This window comes from Chryseobacterium sp. W4I1 (assembly GCF_030816115.1).
GTDB lineage: Bacteria > Bacteroidota > Bacteroidia > Flavobacteriales > Weeksellaceae > Chryseobacterium.
Genome location: NZ_JAUSXQ010000001.1, coordinates 968,866 through 992,220 on the forward strand (window position 1 = coordinate 968,866; position 23,355 = coordinate 992,220).

Below are 23,355 nucleotides of genomic sequence, written 5' to 3' on the forward strand. Positions count from 1 at the left end.
GCCTATAATTAGACGAAAATACGAAAATTTTTAAACTTTTCAGCCATAAAAAATCCGCAGAACGCTCTGCGGATTTCCGGTTATTAGATTTTATGTTTTTGTCAGAATTTAACTTCTGAATCCATGCCGCTGCTTGACGCCTTTATTTTCACATCAAGGCTGTTATGGATTTCGGCTCTGTTTCTGGCATCGATAAATCTTTTAATGTTATCGTAGTTTGCCTGCCCAATACCCATGTTCTCAAGTAGATAGGTTTTGATTACTGAATTTTCGCCGAAAATATTTCTGGCGTTATCAGTTTGGTTATTATCTTTTACCGCAACGCTCGCCAGATACTGGGCGTTATCAGAGCCGTTATTAAGATATACAATATAATCTGAATTTTCAAATCCCGAATTTTCCAGATCGGCTTCAAGCTTTTTGTAATCGCTGTGATGTGCAAATAATCCAGCTAATATATTTGACATAAGCAATGGTTTTTAAGTTTACTTAAAGGTAGTAATTATTTTCTAATATTTTTATTAAAAATTCAATAAAATTTACATTTTAATATTTTGTCTATAATATAATGTTAAAGTATTTGAGAATGTCTATTGAACGGGTGTTTGATTTTTTAAACAAAAAAAACGGGCCTGGCCCGTTTTGTGAATATTGTTGAAATTTCACCTAAATCCTTTCATTTTTAATTTCTTCTACAATTTCAGGATTTAAAAGAGTAGAAATATCTCCGAAATTACTGAAATCTCCTTCTGCAATTTTTCTCAGGATTCTACGCATAATTTTTCCCGAACGTGTTTTCGGAAGCCCGGAAACAAACTGAATCTTATCAAGCTTGGCAATAGGCCCTATCTGGTCCGAGATAAGCTGATTGATCTCCTTTTTAAGATTCTCCTTATCACGGCCTTCTCCGGTTTCCTTTAGTATCACGAAGCCGTACAAGGCATTTCCTTTAATATCATGAGGATAACCGACAATGGCAGATTCTGCAACAGCAGGATGCTCATTGATGCTGTCTTCAATAGGAGCTGTTCCTAAATTATGCCCTGAAACAATAATTACATCATCTACACGGCCGGTAATCCTGTAGTAACCGACTTCATCTCTTAAAGCACCATCACCTGAGAAATATTTCCCTGGAAAAGCACTGAAATAAGTTTCCTTATATCGTTGATGATCACCCCAAATTGTTCTGGCGATTCCTGGCCATGGAAAACGAATGCATAGATTTCCTGTTACCTGGTTTCCTGTAATTTCATTTCGTTTATCATCCATCAGTACAGGCTGGATTCCTGGAAGTGGAAGGGTAGCATAGGTAGGTTTTGTAGGAGTTACAAATGGGAGAGGAGAGATCATAATTCCTCCGGTTTCTGTCTGCCACCAGGTATCTACCACCGGGCATTTTTTCTTTCCGACATGATCGTTGAACCAGTGCCATGCTTCTTCATTGATAGGCTCGCCTACAGAACCAATGACTTTCAAAGTGCTCAGATCATGTTTGTCAACCCATTCTGCGCTTTCTTTTGCTAATGAACGGATAGCGGTTGGAGCGGTGTAGAATTGGGTAATTTTATGCTTTTCAATCACTTCCCAGAAACGATCCGGCTGAGGATACGTAGGAACACCTTCAAAAATTACAGTGGTTGCACCGTTAAGCAAAGGGCCGTATAGAATGTAGGAATGTCCTGTAATCCATCCGATATCCGCAGTACACCAGTAAATATCATTTTCTTTGTAATTGAATACATTTTTAAAGGTATAGGCGGTATAAACCATGTATCCGGCGCAGGTATGAAGCATTCCTTTAGGTTTTCCGGTAGAGCCTGAAGTGTAAAGGATGAAAAGCGGGTCTTCAGCATCCATGATCACGGTAACGAAGTCTGCAGATGCCTTTTCATAAAGCTCAGCCATCAGGTAATCCCTGCCTTCTTTCATTTTGATCTCGTTGTATGTTCTTTTTACAACTAGAACAGATTCTATACTTGGCGTTTTTTCCAATGCTTCATCTACGATGCTTTTCAGATCCAAAACCTTGTTTCCCCTGTAACTTCCGTCTGATGTGATCACCATTTTGGCACCACAGTCATTGACTCTTGAAGCAACTGCAGAAGCGGAAAATCCTGCAAAGATCACAGAATGAACGGCTCCCAGTTTAGCACATGCCAGCATAGTGATCGCAAGTTCCGGAATCATGGGAAGGTAGATGCAGACTCTGTCGCCTTTTTCAATGCCCATTTCCCGTAAAACATTAGCGGTTTTATTGACACGGGTATATAGATCGGTGTAGGAGATGTGTTGCGCTTCTTCCTTTGGATCGTTGGGTTCCCAAATGATGGCTGTTTTATCGCCTCTTACGGCAAGATGCCTGTCGATGCAGTTTTTGGTGATATTTAATTTAGCATTTTTAAACCAGGTGATTTTGGCTTCATTCATATCATACTTAACCACCTTGCTCCATCTTTGGTACCACACGAAATTCTGATCAGCTATTTTGTCCCAGAATTTTTTAGGATTTTTAATAGATTTTTTATACTCTTCAAAATAATGCGGCAGATCTTCAATTAAGTAATTTCTCATATCCCTTCGTTTTTGAAATTTGAATTTTATTAATATTAAATATAGGTTTAATTTATGGCCTAAGCCCTATAATCATTGATTTTTTCCTGAATTTCCCCAATGATTTTTTCATCGTCTATCGTAGATGGAATCTGGAAATCTTTCCTATCCAGCAAGGTTCTGATCAGTTTTCTTAAAATCTTTCCTGAGCGTGTTTTGGGTAAACGCTTAACAACCATTGCATTCTTTAAAAAAGCCACAGCCCCAATCTTCTCACGAACCATTCTGATGATGTCTTTTTCTATTTCTTCCTCAGAGATTATTGTTCCATTTTTTAAAACAACTGTAGCGAATGGAACCTGTCCTTTCAGTTCATCATCGATGCCTACGACAGCGCATTCGGCAACATCGGGATGTGACGAAACAATTTCCTCCATTTCTGAGGTAGAAAGCCGGTGTCCGGCAACATTAATGACATCATCCACTCTTCCGGTAATGAAAATATAGCCGTCTTCATCCTGAATGGCACCGTCTCCAGAGAAATAATATCCTTTGTACTGCGAAAGATAGCTGTTCTGAAAACGCTCATTGTCATTCCATATTCCGAGAAGGGCGCCAGGTGGAAGCGGAAGTTTGATGATTAAATAACCTTCCTGATGCGCGTCAAGCTCATATCCGTTTTCATCAAAGATCTTAATGTCATATCCGGGAATAGGCTTTCCGGCAGATGCTCTTTTAATTTGATAATTATCGTCGAATGTCATTAAACCCAGCATCGGCCAGCCGGATTCTGTCTGCCACCAATGGTCAATAGCAGGGACTCCGATATGTTCTGCAAACCAGTCTAAAGTAGCTACATCACATCGTTCGCCAGCTAAAAACTGCTTTTTGAAATGTGACAGGTCATATTTTTTCACCAGTTCTCCGTTCGGATCTTCTTTTTTAATGGCCCTGATGGCGGTAGGAGCTGTAAACATTGTGGAAACTTTATATTCCGAAATAATTCGCCAGAAAGTTCCTGCATCGGGAGTCATGATGGGTTTTCCTTCAAAGATGATGGTTGTATTTCGGTTGATAAGTGGTCCATAAACACTGAAACTGTGTCCAACTGCCCAGCCGAAATCTGAAGCTGCCCAATAGGTTTCTCCGGGCTCAACACCATAGACATATTTCATGGAAAATTTCAAAGCGGTTGCATAGCCTCCTGTATCCCGCACAATTCCTTTCGGCTTTCCTGTGGTTCCAGAGGTATAGAGCAGGTACAACGGATGAGTGGATTCTACGGGAATACAATCTGCAGGCTCTGATTTTTGAACGAGTTCTTCATAATCAATCAGTCCGTCAAACATTTCGTCTTGATTGTCTACTAATTTTCTGTTGTAAACAATGATGTTGTCTACTTTGTCCTGTGCCAGTTCAATGGCTTTTTCAACAAGCGGCAGGTAAGGAATTCTTCTGGCTATTTCTATGCCTGCTGTGGCGGTGATCAGGGCTTTTGGCTTACAGTCATCAATTCTTACCACCAATTCATGCGGTGCAAAACCTCCGAAAACCACATTGTGAATCACCCCGATTCTTGCACAGGCCAGCATCGCAAACAAGGTCTGAGGAATCATCGGCATGTAAATAACGGCTGTATCGCCTTTTTTTAAACCTAATGAAACGAGTCCTCCTGCGAATTTCGATATTTCTTCTTTGGCCTGATCAAAAGTATAGGTGATTTTTTGATTTGTAACGGGAGAATCGTAAATAATGGCGGTATGATCTCCAAAACCGTCTTCAATGTGTTTATCAATGCACAGATAGCACATATTGAGCTCTCCGTCAGAATACCACTGCGGATAACCATTTTTATCTTGGGAAAGAATCTGTTCCGGAAACTTAAACCATTGTATCTCTTTGGCCTGTTCCTTCCAGAAATTTTCTTTGTCTTCTATACTTTGTTTAAACAGATGATCTGTGTCCATATTAATTTTGTGTTTTTGTCATTGCGAGGAGCGAAGCGACGAAGCAATCTCTAAAGCAACGCTGAAACCTAATGCTCTTAAAACTTAATAAAATTGATGGTTAAAATTCAAACCATTAAGGATCATTTAAGAATTAAGATGATTAAGAAATTGCTTCACTTTGCTCGCAATGACGGTGTACTGTTATTTGTCTATTATCCGGTATTAAGTCTCAAGTCTCACATCTCGTGTCTGAAATCTTAAATCTAAAATCTCCCTACCCAAACATTTCCTCAATCTGCTGCATCAGCTTCTTAATGGAATAAGGTTTAGTGACATACGCATCAGCGCCCATTTTCAGGCCTTTTTCAATGTCTTTCGGATTATTTTTTGCACTCAGGAAAATTACTTTTGTATCTTCCATTCTTTCATCTTCTTTCATGGCTTCCAGGGTGCTGTATCCGTCCAGGTTGGGCATCATGATATCCAGAAGAATAACGTCCGGAACCATTGTTTTCAGGAAATCCAGGACTTCCGTTCCGTCTCTTGCAATGTAAACGTCATAGCCGTTTTTCTTAAAACTGTATTCAAGTGACATTAATATTTTGTGTTCGTCATCGGCAATAATGATCTTTCTCATAGATGGTTATTGGTTTTGTTCAACTTCATTTTTTGTTATGCTGTAAGGAATGCTTATCGTAAAAGTTACGCCCAGACCGCTGTTTTCTGCCTTAATATTTCCGCTGTGTGCCTGTACAATTTTTTTTGAAATAGCCAGTCCGAGTCCGCTTCCTGTTGGTTTTAAAATATTCTGATTTTTTGACTGGTAAAATTTATCGAAAATCATTTCCAGATCCTCTTCGGGAATATGCTGCCCGGTATTGAAAATGGTAATGATCAGGTGATCTGCTTTTTCAGCGAGTTTGGTCTGTATGGTTCCCTGATCATCGGTAAATTTTAAAGCGTTTCCGAGGATATTCTGAAAAAGCTGAATCATTCTGGCTTCATCATATTCAAATACGGTTTGATTCAGGAGATTGACTTCACTTAAATGAATGTTTTTCTGCTGTATCAGATGGAGTAGTGGGTTTAAGGCTTTTTTGTACGTTTCAAGAATATTGTTTTCTTTAATGTTCAAAGCAATTTCGCCGTGTTCCAGTTTATCAAGGTAAAGAATATCATTGATGATTTCGCTCAGTCTGTCAGATTCCGTAATGATGTTGTTTAAAAATTCTTGCTTAATGTCCGTTGGAATATCATCATCGTCCGCTAGAATTTCCCCTGCCGAACGGATGGCGGTGATCGGAGTTCGTAATTCATGGGCGACAGAATCCAGGAAATCGTCTTTCTGACGGTCTTTAACGATTAGGTTTTCGTTGGCTTTTCTCAGGTCATTGGAAAGCTTCTGTAATTCTTCCGACTGTTCGGTGAGTTTTTTGTTAAGGGTAATATTTTCTTTGGATTCCTCTAAAATATTTAAAACTTCTTTTAAAGATATTTTATCTTCTTTGGTCACACCCTCGATGAGGATTTTTGCCGATGCGGTCCCTATTCTTCCTGCCAGGAGGTTCTCAGAGAATTTGATAAATCTTGAATCTGCTGTTTCTGTTTTGGAATCGATGTTATATTTCAAATTAAAGATCCTTAAAGCCTGCTCCGTTTTTTTTTTGCCTAAAAATCTTTCCAGAATATTCTTAATATCCGAAACATAAGCAGTTCCGCGCCATACAAAAGCATTTTCATGATTTAAAATATGCTTGTCAATATCCACATATAATTCTGCGAAATTTCTTTCCCTGTAATTTCCCTTTACGCTTACAGAAATAATGGTGAAAAGCGAGGTGTTAACTAAAGTTGACCAGAAAAAGATTTCCGGAATTCTGCTTAAAAAAGAAATATTGAAAAATCCGAAAACATCATATATTTCACGGACAACTCCTTTGAATTCCTGATTGTACGAGAAATAATACTGCGGAATGATCAATCCGAAATAGCAGATGGCCAAGCCAGCGAGAAGTCCTGCTACAGCGCCTTTATAACTTCCTCTTCTCCAGAATATAGCTCCGAAAAATGAAGGGGCGAGCTGTGCGATTACAACAAAAGAAATAAGGCCTACAGAGTCCAGCGATGTTTTCAGAATAAAGAATTTATAGAAAACAAACGCCATAATGATCAGGGCGAAAATGCTGAATTTCCTGATATTGGTAATATTTCTTGTATTCTGGATCTCGTTGTCGGATTTGAATTTCCCCAGCAAACCATAAGGAATAATGAGGTTATTGGAAAGCATGATGGAGAGGGTAATGGCTGAAATGATAATCATGGAAATACACGAGCTCAGTCCGCCCAGAAACACAAAAACCGTAATTAAAGTATTGTCAAAATGTTGCGGAATCAGAATAGAATAGAACTCAGGATTTACCTTTTCTCCGTCAAAAATAAGCCTTCCTCCCCAGGCAATAGGAAAAATAAACACAGTGAAAATCAGTAAGTAAAGAGGGAAAAACCAGATCGCTGTTTTAATATGTTTTTCCTGTCTGTTTTCGATAATTGCGGTGTGAAACTGTCTTGGTAGAATGCAGATGGCTGTGGCAGAGATCATACACAGAACCATCCAGTTCATGGCATCTTCAATTCCCTTGAATGTATTTTTTTCTTTAAAATCTTCAAACTTACTTGCCTTTTCATAGATGTCTGAAAAGCCGTCAAATACAAAATAAATGACGAATATACCCAGAATAATAATAAAGAAAAGCTTTAAAAAACTTTCCAGAGCGATGGCGGAAATAATTCCTAATCTTTTTTCTGAGGCATCCACATATCTGGTACCATAATAGGAAGAGAATAGGGCGATTAAAATAACCACAAACGTTGCATTGTCGGTCAGTATATTATTGGATATTGAAGTTTCGGTAACCAGGTGAAAAGTCTCGGAAATAGCTTTGATCTGAAGCCCGATATAAGGAACAATGGCAAGCAGGCAAACCACTGTGATGATGGCACTGAAGCTTCTGCTGTTCCCATATCGTAAAGAAATAAAATCGGCAAGGCTGCTGATTTTGTTGATTCTGGAAATTCTTACAATCCTTGTATTGATGTAGATCCATGCAGGAATAATCATGATGGGACCAATGTAGATCGGCAGATAATTCAGTCCGCTTGTGGCTGCAACACCGATGCTTCCATAATACGTCCATGCTGTGCAGTACACTGCCAGAGACAATGCGTAAATGTAAGGATTGTTGACCCACCTTTTGCTTCTCTTCTTCTCTGCCAGATGGGCAACTAAGAACAAAAGAGCCAGATAGACTAAAACAACAGCAAATAACGCAAGACTACTCATCATATTTTTTTACGATTACAAAAGAAATAATGATAGAGATCATCCAGACCGCGAACAAATAAATCAGGATCATCGGGTAGCCGAAAACATTTTTTTCACTGTTGAAAAGCAGTGAAATAGGAATGCTGAAAGCCATCATCAGTCCGATGCTCAGGATAACCAGTTTTTGTTCGTGTCTTTTCTTCATAGCTATGATAGTTTTTTACTAAAGCAGACGGCTTCTTCGCGTCCTATATATATTCCATAGTTTTCAATTATTTTATATCCATTTTTTAGGTAAAATGCCACGGCATTCTCATTGGTCTTGCGAGTTTCCAAATAGATCTGTTGGTAATCAAATTGCTTAGCAGCTATTTCCAGCGTAGAGAGAATCTTCAGACCTAGTCCCTTGCCTTTTTTTAAAGAAAACATTCGTTTAACCTCACATATCTGTGGTAAGAGCGGGCGAAAACCTCCACAAGCGACAGCATCTTCACCACTTAAAGCAATTATGAATAAAGCTTTTTCATGAGTAAAGTCATCAATGCTTGCATTTCTTGTTCCATCATTGCCGGAAATACTGATTAAAGATTGATTTAATTTATTGATTAGACTGGTAACTCGTTCATCTTCATTGGGGTGTCTTACTCTTTCAATTGTGATGTTCATTTATTAAAAGTGTGATTATTGTAAAAATTTGGATTTATCTAAAATTAAGAATAATAATTGATGAGTGCTCTATAAAGCACTCATCATTATTATTTGATCTATTTGTTAAATTTTATCGTCCGAATATTCTCCTATCAGCGAATAGTACCCGAAAATAGCCATTCCGCCGGATACAATCGGTACCAGTATAAAAAGTATAATGATACCGAAAACCAGATCTTCCTGTTTTCCTGAAGTTATTTTAGGGATTCCCATCACGGTAATTCCGAAGTATGCAACAACCAGTGCCACCAGAATCCATACAATGCCTAATATTTTTTTTAATCCGTTCATTTTAGTAGATTTAAAATTAATAAATTTCTAAGTGATTATCTCTATTAATCGTGGATATTGTTATTCTTATTTTTAAGATAAATCAACCCGATGATTAAACAGACTGCAGCAACTCCAATCGGGTACCAAAGTCCTTCCAGATACCAGGTTGGATGTCCTGCATCCTTTCCCTGAGTAACAAGGTAGGTTGCCACAGCCGGAAGTAATCCTCCGAACACGCCATTTCCAATATGATACGGTAAAGACATCGAGGTATATCGGATCCTTACCGGGAACATTTCAACCAGGAATGCTGCGATAGGGCCGTAAACCATCGTTACAAAAATCACCTGAATGAACACCAGGAATACCAGATACCATCTTGTATCATTGCTTAAGGTAATTGATTTTGTTATTTTTGGTTCTTCCGCTTTTCCGTCTTTCATGACAGGACCGGCTGCAGACCAGTGTACAATACTGTCTTTTTTCATGAAAGTTCCGTCTGTAAACGTAGTTTCCTTGTGAAATGTAATCAAGCTGTCCGATGCAATATCTTTATGAATGGCGGCAGTTCTCGTCTCTTTGATCCCGTCGTTTGCAACGGTTTTAGCTTCAATGTTTACACTTTTATACATGCTGTCGTAAATAGGCCTGTAGGCTAAAATGGCCACCAGCATACCTGTCATCATAATCGCTTTTCGTCCTATTTTATCCGAAAGCCAGCCGAAGAACACGAAGAACGGTGTTCCCATTAACAATGCTGTAGCCATCATATAATCGACCTGCATCGAATCTATACTCATTACTTTTTGCAGGAAACTCATCGCATAGAACTGTCCGGTATACCAGATAACTCCCTGTCCCATGGCAGCGCCGAACAGTGCCAATAAAACAAATTTGAAATTGAATTTATTCCCGAAGCTTTCTTTCAACGGGTTTTTAGATGTTTTTCCTTCACTTTTAGCCTTTGCGAAAAGCGGAGATTCTTTCATGTTTTTTCTGATGAAATAAGATACTCCCACCATTAAAATTGAAATCCAGAACGGAACTCTCCATCCCCAGGAATCAAATTCTGCTGCAGATAGTGTGTTTTTAGTAATTAAAATCACAATTAATGAAATGAAAAGTCCTGCAGTGGCTGTAGTCTGAATCCATGAAGTCCAGTAGCCTCTTCTATGAGGTTGTGCATATTCTGCAACATAGGTCGCAGCGCCTCCGTATTCTCCTCCCAATGCCAAACCTTGTAAAAGTCTTAAAATTAAAACTAAAACCGGCGCCATAAACCCAATGGTTTCGTATCCGGGAATACACCCGATCAGGAAAGTGGAGAATCCCATAATCAGCAAAGTAACAAGGAATGTGTATTTTCTGCCGATAATATCCCCCAATCTCCCAAAGAACAAAGCTCCGAAAGGTCTTACCACAAATCCGGCCGCAAAAGTAGCCAATGTAGATAAGAATGCAGCAGTAGGATTGTCGGCTGGGAAAAATTTGGTCGCTAGAACGATGGCTAAACTTCCAAAAATATAAAAGTCATACCATTCTATCAGAGTACCGAGTGATGAGGCGGTGATCACACTCCATATGGTGCGGTTTTTCTGCCGGTCGGTCATATTCTCGTAGTTTTCGTGGTGATTTTCACTCATGTTGATTGATTTTGATGTTAATGGATTAAGATATTGAGTTCATCCTGTGTTTAAAGATAAATTTGAAACTGTACAATGAATTCGCCTTTTGAAGAAGGACTTTCCGTAGGACTTGTATAAACCGGTCTTGTGGAATATTGTGTAGTAATCTTTGCGTGATGTCCGTCTATGAACCAGTTGGCGCCCACATCAAACTGTGAAGAAGATTTGTCGAATGCTTCAAAATTTTTGTAGGTATACGCCGCGAAAGGCTGTATTCTGATCTTTGGCTTTTCTGCCTGATTCGGAAGAAGTAAGCCAGCCTGAGCATAAACGATATTTCCCGTTCCGATCACTGGCTGTAGATTCCCGGGTCCTGCAATAGCTCTGTTTCCTGCAAAATTAGGATCATTGGCTGCAATATTCATGGTTCCCAGATTTCTGACGTAGTTCGGCCCAAAGTTATAGTTGTAATATCCGGCATAGGCAGAAACGGCCATTTTATGTTTCGCATTTCCCAATGGGATATCTGCAAAAGCATCCACGGCTACGAGCGTGATATCATGTTTTTCAATATTGGAATTGATAGAAGTTCTGGTCCCGTCAGCCTGATGGTAAAAACCCGCACCTACATTGAATACTTTCTTTGTTCCCAAATAAGAGCCCACTTTGAAGGGGAGTGTATTGGATTCTTCATCCAAAAACTGGTATTCAACATAACCTGCTTTTGAAAAGCTGGGATTTCCATTATTGTCAACGGCTGCAGCTCTTGAAGGATCTGTAACATTGACAGGAACCAGATCTGTTGCAAAAGGTTTGTTTAAGCTGAAGCGGTATTCCAATTTACCATATTTTCCTTTAGCGAACATCCCGAGTTGTCTTGCAAATTGATCTGAATTGTCAATTAATGGCCATGAGAAAATAGGAGAGTCTACAGTAAGGAAATTCAGTGTTGAAGCCATCGTCATACGGGAAAGTCCCATGTAGTAATGAAGCCCTGCTCCTAAAGATAAACTGAATTTTCCGGCTTCTCCAGGTAAAATAACTGCGTACTCATTCCAGGCATCATGAAAAAATAACTGCGGTTTCTTACCGTTTCCGTAACCTCCTGTTCCTGTGGTGCCTGTCGCTCCGCCATTAATAAAGGTCTGGTTATTGATCCCGAAATGAGCCAGGATCATATATCTTTTGGAGATCTGTGCATATACTAAGGCGCGTAATCTTCTGTTTCCCAGACTCCAGGAGTTGTCGGAAGGTTCTCCACCAACCATACTTCCTGGATTCATTTGGGTATTTCTGAGCCAGAACTGGTCCCATAATATGAATCTGATGTACTTATCTCCTTCCGGATTGAGATTTATTTTTAATCCGCCTCCGTAATCAGGAGAACCCTGTGAATATAAAGAACTGCTTATTAAGGCTAATCCAATAAATGAAAGTAATTTCTTCATAAATTATCAATTTTTGGCGTTATTTTTTGTGAAAGCCAAATTGTAATTAATAATTTATTTACAAAAATTTAATATATATTAGTGGTAATAGTATAGTTTTATTGTAACTGACTGGTTTTTAGATTTGAGTTTCGAGTTACAGGTTGAGTTGGAGGGCTTGAGAGTCTGAGAGTCTGAGTGTTAGAGAGTAAATGAGTCTAAGATGATTGCTAGTTGGATCTTGGCTAACAAGGGGGAAATATCTGGTTGCTGAGGTCCTTGAGCTACAACTATATCTGATGTCTTGCATCTTGCATCTTGGTTCTTGGTTCTTGGTTCTTGACTCTTCTCTACTTCTTAAATCTCTCCCATTTAATCAGCATATACTTATCCGCAAACTGAGTAATGATAAGACCTGAATTTTTGATGTTGTCTTCCTTGGCAATGTATTCAATCAATTCATTCTGTTTTAGGATTTTATAAACTGGATGGAATTCAGAATGGGGCGGCCTTGTGATGTTATATTTCTTGATCCAGGAGCTGATGGTAACGTGAGAAACGCCGATAATTCTTTCTATTTCTCTGAAACTTAAACCTTCGAGATACAGCTGAAGAGCTTTGGTAACATAATAATCATCGATCTGTTTCCCTATTTTTTTGACGGTGAAATAATACTTGCAGTCTTTACAGAGAAAACGCTGTTTTTCATTAATAATTCCGCTTTTTACAATGGTACTTCCATTGCATTTCGGGCACTTATTTTCCATAACTATATGTTTTTAGCAAATATATAATAATTTAGCAAAATTATATTTTATTACAAAGATAAAACTACCTGTTTAATTCTGTAAATCAAAAAAAATATCTTTTTAATTTGGTTTTTAAAGTTATTATGTTTTAAATTTGCCAAAAAATTAGGTAAATAAATGGAAATAAAAATTTCCTCATGCGAACATCTCATGTATGTAAATGAAATACAGCAGGAAATGTATGATTCAGCACAGCGCAGGGGAACGGGGATTGCAAAACGATCCATTGAATATTTAACGAAAAAGATTTCAGAAGGTAACGCTGTGGTTGCCACTGAAAATGGCGAATGGGTGGGATTCTGTTATATTGAGACCTGGTCACACGGTCAGTTTGTAGCCAATTCCGGACTTATTGTATCCCCGAATTACAGGAATAGAGGAGTAGCCACTTTGATTAAGAATAAAGTTTTCCAGTTATCTAGACAAAAATATCCGAATGCCAAAATATTTGGATTGACTACAGGACTTGCCGTGATGAAAATCAATAGTGATCTTGGCTATAAACCGGTCATCTATTCTGAACTGACTCAGGATGAAGAGTTTTGGAGCGGGTGTAAGAACTGTGTGAACTATGAAATTTTAATGAAAAAGGAACGCAAAAACTGTCTGTGTACAGCAATGCTTTTCGTTCCTGAAAATAATAATAAAGTAAACGGGACTGAAATTCAGCAGTCCGAAATTGATGAGTACAATGGAGAAAAAGAAAGTCGTCTTAGCGTTTAGCGGAGGTTTAGATACCTCTTACTGTGCTAAATATCTTAGTGAAACACTAGGATATGAAGTGTATGCAGTGACTGTAAATACCGGAGGTTTTTCTAAAGAAGAAGAAAAAGAACTGGAGAAAAAAGCCTTCAATCTGGGGGTGAAAGAATACAGGTGCGTTGATGCTCAGGAAGATTATTACAATTCTTGTGTAAAGTATCTGATCTTCGGAAATGTGCTGAAAAACAATACCTATCCTTTATCTGTGAGTGCAGAACGTACGGTTCAGGCACAGGAAATTGCAAAATATGCTATTGAAACCGGTGCGGATGCTATTGCCCACGGAAGTACAGGAGCCGGAAATGATCAAGTCCGTTTTGATTTGATTTTCCAGGTAATGTGTCCGGAAGTCGAGATTATCACGCCAATCCGTGATATGAACCTTTCCCGTGAAAAAGAAATTGAATTCCTGAAAAACCACGGGTATGAAATGGAGTTCCATAAAGCACAATATTCTGTGAACAAAGGACTGTGGGGAACCTCTGTAGGAGGAAAAGAAACGTTGACATCAAGAAACTCTCTTCCCGAAGAAGCTTTTCCATCACAAATTAAAGAAACCCAGCCTTCAGAATTGGAAATTGAATTTAAAAATGGCGAGGTTATAGCGGTAAACGGAGAAAGTTTTGAACATTCCGTGAAGGCAATTCAAAAAATTGAAAAACTGGCTTCCGCTTACGGAATCGGTCGTGATATTCACGTTGGAGATACCATTGTGGGGATTAAAGGGAGAGTAGGATTTGAAGCGGCGGCAGCATCCGTGATTATCAAGGCGCACCATTTATTGGAAAAACATACGCTTTCAAAATATCAGCAGATGATGAAGTCCCAGCTTTCCGATTGGTATGGAAACTGGCTTCATGAAGCATTATTCCTGGATCCTGTGATGAGAAATATTGAATCTTTCTTAATAGATTCTCAGGAAACAGTCAGCGGAAAAGTATTTGTAACCCTTCATCCATATAGGTTTATTTTAAACGGAATTGAATCCAAACATGATCTTATGTCCGATAAATTCGGAAGCTACGGTGAAGCCAACAGAGCCTGGACAGGAGATGATGTAAAAGGATATACAAAAATTGTAAGCAATTCCTTAAATATATACCACCAGATCAATTCAAAATAAAGAGTTCCAACGGAACAATTTAACCAGAGAGAGGATAAAATCCTGTCAGCCAAAAAAATAAAAATGAAAAAAGTAGGAATTGTAGGCGCCAACGGCTACACAGGAAGCGAATTAGTCCGTGTGCTGGCTTTTCATCCTAATGTGACATTGAGTTTTTTATATAGCCGTTCCAATTCGGGGACAAAAATTTCAGATTTGTACCCGGATTTAACGGCAGTCTGTGAGCAGGTTTTAACGGATGAATCGAAAGAGGTGGATATTTTATTTTTGTGTCTTCCTCATAAAGAAAGTCAGAACTGGCTTACTGCAAACCCTGTAAAAGATGAAACTTTAGTCATTGATTTAGGGAATGATTTCCGTCTGGATGGAAGTTTTGGAAAAAGAAATTTTATCTACGGACTTCCTGAAATCAATAAAAAAAATCTGGAGGGAGCAAAAAGCATTGCCAATCCGGGATGTTTTGCAACGGCGATTCAATTGGCCCTTCTTCCATTAGCAGAAAAAGGTTTGTTGAATGAGGTGTACACAACGGGTATTACAGGTTCAACAGGTGCAGGGCAGTCTTTACAGGCAACGACCCATTTCACCTGGAGGAACGATAATATTTCGGCGTACAAAACGCTGACACATCAGCATGTGGATGAGATTTTACAGCAGTTAGTTTCGTTTACTCATAAAGATATCAGTCTAAATTTTGTTCCATGGAGAGGAGATTTTGCAAGAGGAATTTTTACAAGTTCCACAGTGAAAACAGATTTGGCACTTTCAGATATCGTTCAGTTGTATCAGGGGTTTTATGAAGAGGAGCCTTTTGTAAAGGTAAGTGAAAATGCAATTGATTTAAAGCAGGTTGTCAATACCAATCGCTGTGTGATTCATATAGAAAAGAGTGGGAATGTAGCGGTTATTCACTCAGCGATTGACAATTTGTTGAAGGGTGCCTCCGGACAGGCGGTACAAAACATGAATATAGCGATGGGCTGGGAAGAAAATCTGGGGCTGAACTTAAAACCGGTAGCATTTTGAAAAGGCGAATGGTTAATAAGGTGAATAGTCAATAAGTCAATTGAGAATTGAAAAACCGAAATATTCGACTTAGGAAAATGGAGCGTTAAGAAAATTAATTCTATGAACGTTAAGAAAATTCTACTGTTCGAAGCGCGACAAAAATGTTGAACCGAAAAACAAATGCCGAATTCGCGCAAGTTTTAGAATTTTTAGAGAATAGAAATAATTTTTAGCGGAAGTTTCCAGGTCTTGAACTTTTGTTTCTTTTGTTTGACGACGTCGAATCTTCGATTTCAAGACAAAAGAAATTAATTAAAACAAAAAAATGAATTTATTCAACGTATATCCATTATTCAACATAAATCCTGTAAAAGCTCAGGGTTCATTCCTTTGGGATGATAAAGGTGAAAAATATCTTGATTTCTATGGAGGTCACGCAGTGATTTCTATCGGACACAATCATCCGCATTATCAGACTCAATTAAAAGAACAGCTGGAGAAAATTTCTTTCTATTCAAACTCGGTTCAGAATGAATTACAGACTGAGCTGGCTGAGAAATTAGGAAAACTTTCAGGGTATGAAAATTACAATCTTTTCCTGTGCAATTCAGGAGCTGAAGCTAATGAAAATGCATTGAAGCTGGCGTCTTTCCATAACGGGAAAACTAAAGTGCTCTATTTCTCAGGATCTTTTCACGGAAGAACTTCTGCGGCGGTTTCTGTAACCGATAATCCAAAAATTGTCGCTCCGGTTAATTTCTCTGAACGGTTTATTAAATCCGAATGGAACAATATCCAACAGCTTGAAGAAATCTTTGAAGCACAAGGAAGTGAAATTTCATCTGTTATCATTGAGGGAATTCAAGGAGTAGGTGGAATTATGATTCCGACAGCAGAATTCCTGTCCAAAATTAAAGAATTGTGTGAAAAATATGATGCAGCCTTAATTCTTGATGAAGTTCAGTCAGGGTACGGAAGAAGCGGTTATTTCTTTGCCCATCAGGAATTTGGAGTTGAACCGGACATTATCACTACGGCAAAAGGAATGGGAAATGGTTTCCCGATCGGAGGTGTTTTGATTCATCCGAAATTTCAGGCAAGCAATGGTTTGCTGGGAACAACATTCGGAGGAAATCACTTGGCCTGTGCAGCGGCAATCGCAGTTCTGGATGTGATGAAGGACGAAAATCTTATGGCAAATGCTCAGAAAATGGGTGATTATATTGAAAATGAAATTAAAGATTTTCCACATATTAAATCCATCCGTAGGAAAGGATTAATGATTGGCGTAGAGCTGGATCAGGACTGTTCAGAAGTGAGGAAAAGCCTATTGTACGATCATCAAATTTTTACAGGAAATTCCAATGACAAAAATGTATTGAGGATCCTTCCGGCTCTAAATATCGGCAAAGAAGAAACAGATCTTTTTGTCAGTGCTTTAAAAGTAGTTTTAGATAAGGTTTAAACCACAAATGGGGTTAAGATTATCACCATTAATTAAAAATCATCAAATGAAAAAATTCACCTCTGTAAGCGACGTAAAAAACTTACAGGAAATTATAAAGAAAGCTTTAGAAATTAAAGAAAATCCCAATTCCGAACCGGAAAAAGGAAAGGGAAAAACAATAGGCCTTGTATTTTTAAATTCAAGCTTAAGAACCCGTTTAAGCAGCCAGATCGCCGCCCAGAATTTAGGGTTAAATGTTCTGACCTTAAACGCTGCTCAGGAAGCCTGGAATCTGGAATTTGCAAATGGAGCCATAATGAATGGCGATACTGTTGAACATATCAAAGATGCAATCGAAGTATTAAACCAATACTGTGATATCATTGCGGTTCGTTGTTTTGCAGGAATGAAGTCTAAAAAAGACGACGTGAATGAAAGTATCCTGAGTCAGTTTGAGCAGCACGCCAAAGTGCCTGTTATTTCTCTGGAATCCGCAACACGACACCCGCTTCAAAGTCTGGCGGACTGCATTACCATTACAGAAAGCTGGAAAGAAGAGCGTAAACCAAAAGTGGTTCTGACTTGGGCGCCACACATCAAACCGATTGCTCAGGCTGTAGGGAATTCCTTTGCAGAATGGATGCAGGGAAATGGACGTAGATTTTGTAATCGCCAATCCTGAAGGATATGATCTGGATAAAAATTTCACAAAAGATATCAAAGTGATCCATAATCAGGACGAAGCTTTACAGGATGCTGATTTTATCTATGTAAAAAACTGGTCCTCTTTCGATGAATACGCAGCAATGCCTGAAGTAAAAGAGAATTGGATGCTGACCGAAGAAAAACTGGGAAACACCAACCATGCAAAAGTAATGCATTGCCTTCCGGTCCGTCGGAATGTAGAATTAAGCGATGAGGTAATGGACGGAGAAAACTCCATCATTTATCAGCAGGCCAAAAACAGAATTTTCTCTGCCCAGGCTGTTTTTTCAGAAATTTTGGATGAATTGAATTCTAAATAACGGAAAATTCATTGGTCCCTCGATCCTTGTCAAGGTTCTAAACCTTGACAAGGATAATAAAAAGTATTTACAATGAAAGAAAAACTATACATTATAAAAATCGGCGGTAATCTAATTGATGATGAGGAATTATTGAACGAATTTTTAGGGCAGTTTTCTGAAATTAAGGAAAAGAAAATTTTGGTTCACGGAGGCGGAAAATTAGCAACTACTTTGGCAGATAAATTAGGCGTTGAACAAAAAATGATCAATGGACGAAGAATTACGGATAAAGAAACGCTGGATATTGTGGCGATGGTGTATGCAGGAGGTATCAATAAAAATATTGTGGCAAAGCTTCAGTATAAAAAATGCAAAGCAATAGGCTTTTCCGGAGCTGATGCGAATTTAATTAAAGCCAAAAAAAGAGAACATGCAGAAATAGATTTCGGATTTGTAGGAGATATTGAGAAGAAAAGCGTGAACAGAAAACTGATCTCAAAATTGATTAAACTTAAGCTTGTTCCTGTTTTTTCAGCAATCACCCATGACAAAAAAGGAAATCTTTTCAATACCAACGCAGACACCATTGCTTCGGTCATTGCTCAGGCATTATCTTCAAAGTATGATGTAGAATTACTGTATTGTTTTGATAAGGAAGGCGTTTTGGAAGATGTTGAAGATCCTGAATCTGTTATTGAAAATATTTCTGAGGAAGAATTTTCTGTTTTAAAAGCAGCGGGAAAACTTCATAAAGGGATTCTGCCCAAGCTTGAAAATGCCCTCGGGGCTGTGAAAAATAAGGTAAATAAGGTATTCTTAATTAAAGAAACCCAATTAAAAAATCATATAGAAAATCATCATGGAGGAACTGAAATCTGTTTATAGTAAAGAAGAGCTATTGGGTCAGGCAGTTGAATTGCTTAAGAAACTGATTGCCATTCCTTCATTCAGCAAAGATGAATACCATACGTCCGTAGAGATTGAGAACTTTTTCAAGAAACATCATATTCCTGCAAAACGTTTTAAAAACAACATATGGGCAGTTAATAAAAACTTTGATGTATTGAAGCCGTCCATTTTACTGAATACCCACCATGATACGGTAAAACCCAACAAAGCATACACATTGGATCCGTTTCTTCCCGTTGAGCAGGATGGGAAACTGTACGGTTTGGGAAGTAATGATGCCGGTGCTTCTCTGGTTTCTATGGCTCAGGTTTTTTTACATTTTTATGAGAAAGAAGATTTAAAATATAATTTAGTGATTGCTTTGACAGCTGAGGAGGAAATTTCTGGATTTGATGGAATTGAGGCCTTATTTCCACTGCTTCCAGAGATCGAATTTGCAATTGTAGGAGAACCCACACAGATGAATCTGGCGATCGCAGAAAAAGGACTGTTGGTAATAGACGGGGAAATGAAAGGAACCCCTTCTCACGCGGCACATCCCAATGACGATAACTCCATTGTAAAGTGTATGGAGGATCTTCAGCATATTCTGAACTTCAGATTTCCGAAGATTTCCGATTATCTAGGCGAAGTTAAAGTTACCCTTTCAGAAATTCACGCAGGTGTTCAGCACAACGTGGTTCCGGAAGCCTGTGCTTTCACTTTGGATGTAAGGGTTACCGATGAATATTCCAATCAGGAAGCTTTTGAAATCATTCAGTCGCAGATGAAATCTTCATTAACGGCCAGATCTTTTAGGTTAAATTCCTCAAAAATAGAAATGGATCATCCTTTTGTACAGGCAGGTCTGGAGATCGGAAGGACCACTTACGGTTCACCAACATCATCCGATCAGGCCATTATTCCATGTACATCTGTGAAGATAGGTCCCGGCGACAGTAGGCGCTCCCACACCGCAGATGAATACATCTATATCAAAGAGATTGAGGAAGGAATTGAGATTTATATAAAGATCTTAGAAAAAGTTTTATAAAGAGAAGTTAGAGGCTAGAAATTAGAAGTTAGATACCGGAAATTGATACATACACCGTATCACTAACATCTAGTTTCTAACATCTAATATCTAAAAAAAAAATGTTTTAACCAGGCTCAGCAGGCAATAAAGTTCAGTTTTTAATAAAGATTTATGCAAAAAAGAAAATTAAAGACGAAGACTTTTGAATGTGGAGATGTTTTTTTATAGTTAATAATAAGGATGCTCTGCTGAGCAGGTTGAAACGAATTGAATATTGTAAAAAATAGAATATGAAAAAAATATGGCAAAAGGACGACCTGGCCACCAATATATTAGTCAACAAATTTACAGTCGGGAAAGATCTTGACTTTGATGAGCGTTTAGCAAAATATGATGTTAAAGGTTCTATGGCGCATTGCCAGATGTTGGCAGAAACCGGAATTATCTCCGGCGAAGAATCAGAACAGATACTTTCTGTTTTGGCAGATATTTTAAAAAATATCGAGAACGGCAACTTTGAAATCGATACAGAAGCAGAAGATATTCATTCTCAGGTTGAAGCGATTTTAATTGAAAAATTAGGCGATACCGGAAAGAAAATCCATACCGCGAGATCCCGTAATGATCAGGTTTTATTGGATATCAAACTTTATTTACTGGATGAAATACGTGAAATTACAGCGTTGACGGATGAGTTTTTCCAGATTTTAATCAAACTGGCCGATCAGCACAAAAATAAATTACTTCCAGGCTATACCCATCTTCAGATTGCGATGCCGTCTTCATTTGGATTATGGTTCGGAGCCTATGCTGAAGCGTTACTGGATGATGTTGAACTGTTCTTTTCGGTGAAGAATATTATTAATAAAAATCCTCTGGGTTCAGCCGCAGGTTACGGTTCCTCTTTCCCTATTGATCGTGAAAGTACAACCTATAACTTAGGTTTTCAGTCGATGAATTATAATTCTGTATACGCGCAGATGACTCGTGGAAAATCTGAGAAAATGCTGTCTATGGCAATGGCTACTTTGGCGGGAACACTTGGGAAATTTGCTTACGATGTCTGCCTGTATTTAAGCCAGAACTTCGATTTTATAAGCTTTCCGAAAGAATACACGACAGGAAGCAGTATTATGCCCCATAAAAAGAATCCGGATATTTTTGAACTGGTTCGTGCGCGATGCAACAGAATTCAATCTTTGCCAAATGAGCTTATTTTATTGACGAATAATCTGCCGTCAGGCTACCACAGAGACGTACAGTTGACAAAGGAAATTCTTTTCCCAGCCATAGATTCTTTGAAAGAATGTCTGGAGATATTGAGTTACACCCTTCCCAATATTCAGGTAAAAGACGGAATCCTGGAAGATGAAAAATATCAATATCTTTTCAGCGTAGAGAAGATCAATGAAGAAGTGAAAAAAGGAAGTTCATTCCGGGATGCTTATGTAAAAGTAGGGCAGGAGATTGAAAATAATGAATTTGAGTTTGAAGTTGGAAATTTAAATCATACCCATCAGGGAAGCATAGGAAATCTTTGTCTGGATAAAATAGAATATCAGTTCAACAAACTGAAAAATAAATTATTGGGTTGATTTGAACCATTAAGATCATTGAAGTTTTTAAGTTGAGTTAAGAAATTATATGCAGGTAACTTATCAAAATTCGTTTGCGAATCCTTAACTATCCTTAATCACCTAAAGAAATCTTAATGGTTTAATACATTTAAAAATGATTATTCCAGGTCAATCTTAAATTTAGTCGATTTTTTTACCTCGTGGAGCACAATAGAACTGTGGTACTGGCCAATATTAGGAATATTTGAAATCACATTCACTGCGAATTCATTGTAAGAATTAATATCCTTGGCAATGATTTTCAACATATAATCATATTCGCCGGAAAGACTGATGATCTCCTGAACTTCATCATGTTTCATAATGTTTTTCTCAAAGGTTTCCAGTACTTTTTGGGACTGCTCCTTTAGACGGACATTACAGTAGACTACAATATTCAGACCCAGTTTTTCACGGTTTAAAAGACCAACGTATTTCTCAATAATGCCCTGCTTCTCCAATTGTTTGATCCTTTCATAAGTAGGAGTAAACGTAAGACCTATCCTTTCTGAAATTTCTTTTACAGATAATGTAGAGTCTTCCTGAATAATACTGAGAATCATTTTGTCCTTTAAATCCATAGAGTAGGTTTGAGTTTTAAACAAAAATATCAATTAAAAATGAAAATAAGGAAAAGATTATAGCTTTTAATTTATTTGAAACTTTGGTTTTGTAGATTCGTGAAATTTTTATATCTTTGCACCTAATGAATAAGAGAGTATTTATATCATTAGATTTACCGGGCGAAAGCGCCCTTTACGATATTTATTATTATTAGCGAAGATCCTGTCTTCGCTTTTTTTATGCCCAAAAATTAAGAATTATGTTTACGATCACAGAACTAAGTGCCGAGAGAATCAACAGTATACTGACCGAAGCGCTGGCTTTTGCCAACGGGAAAACTGCAAAAATTGAAGGAGAAGTTTTCTGCTCAAATCTTTTCTTTGAAGACAGTACAAGAACAAAGACAAGTTTTGATATTGCAGAAAGAAAATTGGGATTGCAGGTTGTTCCTTTCGATGCTTCACACAGTTCAGTAAACAAAGGGGAAAGTCTTTATGATACCGTAAAAACAATCGAAAGTCTGGGGGTCAATCTAGTTGTTATCAGAGATAAAAAAGACCGGTATTTTGAAGAATTAAGTAACATTAATATTCCGGTGATCAATGGAGGCGACGGAACAGGAAACCATCCTTCCCAGTGCATGCTGGATCTGATGACGATCTTCCAGGAATTTGGAAAATTTGAAGGACTAAAGATAGGGATTGTAGGAGATGTGAAACACAGTCGTGTGGCCAATTCAAATGCTGAAGCATTAAGAAGATTAGGAGCTAAAGTATATTTCTCAGGACCTGAAGATTGGTTTGATGAAGGAGCTTTAATTAATGGAACATATCTGCCTGTTGATCAGCTAATCGCTGAAGTAGATGTCCTGATGCTGCTAAGAATCCAGCATGAAAGACATGATTCCCAGGTAAGTTTCTCTGCTTCCGAATACCACAGAAAATACGGACTGACGAAAGGAAGGGAAAAGGCAATGAAAGATGGATCCATCATCATGCATCCTGCACCCATCAACAGAGGCGTTGAAATAGATACAGACCTTGTAGAGTGCGAACGTTCAAGAGTGTTCAAGCAGATGCAGAACGGAGTCTTCGCAAGAATGGCTATCCTTAAAGAAGCACTGGAAAAAGAAGGGTATACCTTTAAGGAATTGTAAAAAAGTATAATGTAAAAAGTATGAATATAAAATATATTATACAACCGACATTATACATTGTACAAAAGAAATTATACAGAAT

At 38.1% G+C, this 23,355-nt stretch carries 20 protein-coding genes and 1 pseudogene; 9 read left to right on the top strand and 12 right to left on the bottom strand.

Annotated features, from left to right (window positions below; all coding sequences use genetic code 11):
• Positions 1–101: 101 nt before the first annotated feature.
• The 11 genes from QF044_RS04495 to QF044_RS04545 all read right to left on the bottom strand — a co-directional run bounded on the left by QF044_RS04495 (position 102) and on the right by QF044_RS04545 (position 12,624).
• Positions 102–467, bottom strand: coding sequence for a hypothetical protein (locus QF044_RS04495; protein WP_307264162.1), 366 nt, complete (start codon positions 465–467; stop codon positions 102–104).
• A gap of 199 nt (positions 468–666) precedes the next feature.
• Positions 667–2,604: an acetate--CoA ligase gene (gene acs, locus QF044_RS04500; protein ID WP_307271938.1), complete on the bottom strand. Its 1,938-nt coding sequence runs from the start codon at positions 2,602–2,604 to the stop codon at positions 667–669.
• A gap of 29 nt (positions 2,605–2,633) precedes the next feature.
• A complete protein-coding gene (locus tag QF044_RS04505) occupies positions 2,634–4,520 on the bottom strand; it encodes an AMP-binding protein (RefSeq protein ID WP_307264164.1) in 1,887 nt (628 codons plus the stop codon).
• Positions 4,521–4,776: 256 nt separating this feature from the next.
• Entirely contained in the window at positions 4,777–5,139 is a 363-nt protein-coding gene (locus tag QF044_RS04510) for a response regulator transcription factor (RefSeq protein ID WP_307264166.1), read from the bottom strand.
• A gap of 6 nt (positions 5,140–5,145) precedes the next feature.
• Positions 5,146–7,842, bottom strand: coding sequence for an ATP-binding protein (locus QF044_RS04515; protein WP_307271939.1), 2,697 nt, complete (start codon positions 7,840–7,842; stop codon positions 5,146–5,148).
• A complete protein-coding gene (locus QF044_RS04520) occupies positions 7,835–8,029 on the bottom strand; it encodes a hypothetical protein (protein ID WP_307264169.1) in 195 nt (64 codons plus the stop codon). Before QF044_RS04520 ends, QF044_RS04515 begins: the two co-directional genes overlap by 8 nt.
• A gap of 2 nt (positions 8,030–8,031) precedes the next feature.
• Complete coding sequence (locus tag QF044_RS04525) at positions 8,032–8,490, bottom strand: GNAT family N-acetyltransferase (protein WP_307264170.1); 459 nt, start codon at positions 8,488–8,490, stop codon at positions 8,032–8,034.
• A gap of 105 nt (positions 8,491–8,595) precedes the next feature.
• Complete coding sequence (locus tag QF044_RS04530; RefSeq protein WP_111957580.1) at positions 8,596–8,823, bottom strand: DUF6814 family protein; 228 nt, start codon at positions 8,821–8,823, stop codon at positions 8,596–8,598.
• 44 nt (positions 8,824–8,867) lie between these two features.
• Positions 8,868–10,448: an MFS transporter gene (locus QF044_RS04535; RefSeq protein ID WP_307264175.1), complete on the bottom strand. Its 1,581-nt coding sequence runs from the start codon at positions 10,446–10,448 to the stop codon at positions 8,868–8,870.
• Between the two features lie 50 nt (positions 10,449–10,498).
• Positions 10,499–11,878 carry a porin gene (locus QF044_RS04540; protein WP_307264177.1) on the bottom strand — a complete coding sequence of 460 codons (1,380 nt, stop codon included), beginning with the start codon at positions 11,876–11,878 and terminating at the stop codon, positions 10,499–10,501.
• A gap of 329 nt (positions 11,879–12,207) precedes the next feature.
• Positions 12,208–12,624, bottom strand: a complete 417-nt coding sequence (locus QF044_RS04545) for a helix-turn-helix domain-containing protein (protein ID WP_307264179.1) — start codon at positions 12,622–12,624, stop codon at positions 12,208–12,210.
• A 159-nt stretch (positions 12,625–12,783) separates the two neighbouring features.
• On the opposite strand from QF044_RS04545, the gene QF044_RS04550 reads away from it, so the two are divergent.
• The 8 genes and pseudogenes from QF044_RS04550 to argH all read left to right on the top strand — a co-directional run bounded on the left by QF044_RS04550 (position 12,784) and on the right by argH (position 21,532).
• Entirely contained in the window at positions 12,784–13,389 is a 606-nt protein-coding gene (locus QF044_RS04550; RefSeq protein WP_307264181.1) for a GNAT family N-acetyltransferase, read from the top strand.
• Entirely contained in the window at positions 13,358–14,551 is a 1,194-nt protein-coding gene (gene argG, locus QF044_RS04555; RefSeq protein WP_307264184.1) for an argininosuccinate synthase, read from the top strand. Before QF044_RS04550 ends, argG begins: the two co-directional genes overlap by 32 nt.
• A 63-nt stretch (positions 14,552–14,614) precedes the next feature.
• Positions 14,615–15,577, top strand: a complete 963-nt coding sequence (argC, locus tag QF044_RS04560) for an N-acetyl-gamma-glutamyl-phosphate reductase (RefSeq protein ID WP_307264186.1) — start codon at positions 14,615–14,617, stop codon at positions 15,575–15,577.
• 307 nt (positions 15,578–15,884) lie between these two features.
• The gene (locus QF044_RS04565; protein WP_307264189.1) at positions 15,885–17,024 is read left to right on the top strand and encodes an aspartate aminotransferase family protein; all 1,140 of its coding nucleotides are present in this window, start codon (positions 15,885–15,887) and stop codon (positions 17,022–17,024) included.
• 46 nt (positions 17,025–17,070) lie between these two features.
• Positions 17,071–18,031: pseudogene (locus tag QF044_RS04570) on the top strand (acetylornithine carbamoyltransferase).
• A 72-nt stretch (positions 18,032–18,103) separates the two neighbouring features.
• Positions 18,104–18,898, top strand: a complete 795-nt coding sequence (gene argB / locus QF044_RS04575; protein WP_307264191.1) for an acetylglutamate kinase — start codon at positions 18,104–18,106, stop codon at positions 18,896–18,898.
• A complete protein-coding gene (locus tag QF044_RS04580) occupies positions 18,873–19,955 on the top strand; it encodes a M20 family metallo-hydrolase (RefSeq protein WP_307264194.1) in 1,083 nt (360 codons plus the stop codon). The genes argB and QF044_RS04580 overlap by 26 nt, the downstream gene beginning before the upstream one ends.
• A 272-nt stretch (positions 19,956–20,227) precedes the next feature.
• The gene (gene argH / locus QF044_RS04585) at positions 20,228–21,532 is read left to right on the top strand and encodes an argininosuccinate lyase (protein ID WP_307264197.1); all 1,305 of its coding nucleotides are present in this window, start codon (positions 20,228–20,230) and stop codon (positions 21,530–21,532) included.
• Between the two features lie 140 nt (positions 21,533–21,672).
• On the opposite strand, the gene QF044_RS04590 is transcribed toward argH, so the two are convergent.
• Complete coding sequence (locus tag QF044_RS04590; RefSeq protein WP_307264200.1) at positions 21,673–22,134, bottom strand: Lrp/AsnC family transcriptional regulator; 462 nt, start codon at positions 22,132–22,134, stop codon at positions 21,673–21,675.
• 242 nt (positions 22,135–22,376) lie between these two features.
• On the opposite strand from QF044_RS04590, the gene QF044_RS04595 reads away from it, so the two are divergent.
• Positions 22,377–23,273 (top strand): aspartate carbamoyltransferase catalytic subunit, encoded by an 897-nt coding sequence (locus QF044_RS04595; protein WP_307264202.1) that lies wholly within the window; start codon positions 22,377–22,379, stop codon positions 23,271–23,273.
• The last annotated feature ends 82 nt before the right edge of the window (positions 23,274–23,355 follow it).

Excerpts from the sequence above, each read along its gene's own strand:
- QF044_RS04540 (WP_307264177.1), bottom strand. The coding sequence starts at position 11,878 with ATGAAGAAATTACTTTCATTTATTGGATTAGCCTTAATAAGCAGTTCT.
- QF044_RS04595 (WP_307264202.1), top strand. The coding sequence starts at position 22,377 with ATGTTTACGATCACAGAACTAAGTGCCGAGAGAATCAACAGTATACTG.
- QF044_RS04550 (WP_307264181.1), top strand. The coding sequence starts at position 12,784 with ATGGAAATAAAAATTTCCTCATGCGAACATCTCATGTATGTAAATGAA.
- QF044_RS04505 (WP_307264164.1), bottom strand. The coding sequence starts at position 4,520 with ATGGACACAGATCATCTGTTTAAACAAAGTATAGAAGACAAAGAAAAT.
- QF044_RS04545 (WP_307264179.1), bottom strand. The coding sequence starts at position 12,624 with ATGGAAAATAAGTGCCCGAAATGCAATGGAAGTACCATTGTAAAAAGC.
- QF044_RS04565 (WP_307264189.1), top strand. The coding sequence starts at position 15,885 with ATGAATTTATTCAACGTATATCCATTATTCAACATAAATCCTGTAAAA.
- QF044_RS04520 (WP_307264169.1), bottom strand. The coding sequence starts at position 8,029 with ATGAAGAAAAGACACGAACAAAAACTGGTTATCCTGAGCATCGGACTG.
- QF044_RS04515 (WP_307271939.1), bottom strand. The coding sequence starts at position 7,842 with ATGAGTAGTCTTGCGTTATTTGCTGTTGTTTTAGTCTATCTGGCTCTT.
- argG (WP_307264184.1), top strand. The coding sequence starts at position 13,358 with ATGGAGAAAAAGAAAGTCGTCTTAGCGTTTAGCGGAGGTTTAGATACC.
- argC (WP_307264186.1), top strand. The coding sequence starts at position 14,615 with ATGAAAAAAGTAGGAATTGTAGGCGCCAACGGCTACACAGGAAGCGAA.
- QF044_RS04495 (WP_307264162.1), bottom strand. The coding sequence starts at position 467 with ATGTCAAATATATTAGCTGGATTATTTGCACATCACAGCGATTACAAA.
- argB (WP_307264191.1), top strand. The coding sequence starts at position 18,104 with ATGAAAGAAAAACTATACATTATAAAAATCGGCGGTAATCTAATTGAT.
- argH (WP_307264197.1), top strand. The coding sequence starts at position 20,228 with ATGAAAAAAATATGGCAAAAGGACGACCTGGCCACCAATATATTAGTC.
- QF044_RS04510 (WP_307264166.1), bottom strand. The coding sequence starts at position 5,139 with ATGAGAAAGATCATTATTGCCGATGACGAACACAAAATATTAATGTCA.
- QF044_RS04530 (WP_111957580.1), bottom strand. The coding sequence starts at position 8,823 with ATGAACGGATTAAAAAAAATATTAGGCATTGTATGGATTCTGGTGGCA.
- QF044_RS04525 (WP_307264170.1), bottom strand. The coding sequence starts at position 8,490 with ATGAACATCACAATTGAAAGAGTAAGACACCCCAATGAAGATGAACGA.
- QF044_RS04535 (WP_307264175.1), bottom strand. The coding sequence starts at position 10,448 with ATGAGTGAAAATCACCACGAAAACTACGAGAATATGACCGACCGGCAG.
- QF044_RS04580 (WP_307264194.1), top strand. The coding sequence starts at position 18,873 with ATGGAGGAACTGAAATCTGTTTATAGTAAAGAAGAGCTATTGGGTCAG.
- QF044_RS04590 (WP_307264200.1), bottom strand. The coding sequence starts at position 22,134 with ATGGATTTAAAGGACAAAATGATTCTCAGTATTATTCAGGAAGACTCT.